Below are 415 nucleotides of genomic sequence, written 5' to 3'. Positions count from 1 at the left end.
GAGCTTACCGATGATGACGTTCTCCTTGAGGCCGATCAGGGAGTCGGACTTGGCGTTGATCGCCGCGTCCGTCAGAACCCTGGTCGTCTCCTGGAAGGACGCCGCCGACAGCCACGACTCGGTCGCCAGCGAGGCCTTGGTGATACCCATCAGCTGCGGACGGCCGGAGGCGGGGTGACCGCCCTCGGTGACCACACGACGGTTCTCGGTCTCGAACTTCGACCGCTCGACCAGCTCGCCGGGCAGCAGCTCCGCGTCGCCCGACTCGATGATCGTCACCCGGCGCAGCATCTGCCGGATGATGATCTCGATGTGCTTGTCGTGGATCGACACGCCCTGCGAGTTGTAGACCTTCTGGACTTCGCCGACCAGGTGGACCTGGACCGCACGCTGGCCGAGGATGCGCAGCACGTCG

The 415-nt window shown here is 65.5% G+C and carries 1 pseudogene; it reads right to left on the bottom strand.

The window, feature by feature from the left end:
• Positions 1–415, bottom strand: a pseudogene (locus tag AB0C16_RS40770) (DNA-directed RNA polymerase subunit beta'); the annotation flags it as partial.

The sequence above is a fragment of the Nonomuraea sp. NPDC048916 genome (genome assembly GCF_040649575.1).
Lineage (GTDB): Bacteria > Actinomycetota > Actinomycetes > Streptosporangiales > Streptosporangiaceae > Nonomuraea.
The sequence above is the reverse complement of the archived record's forward strand: the minus strand, read 5'-3'. Positions and strand labels throughout refer to the sequence as shown.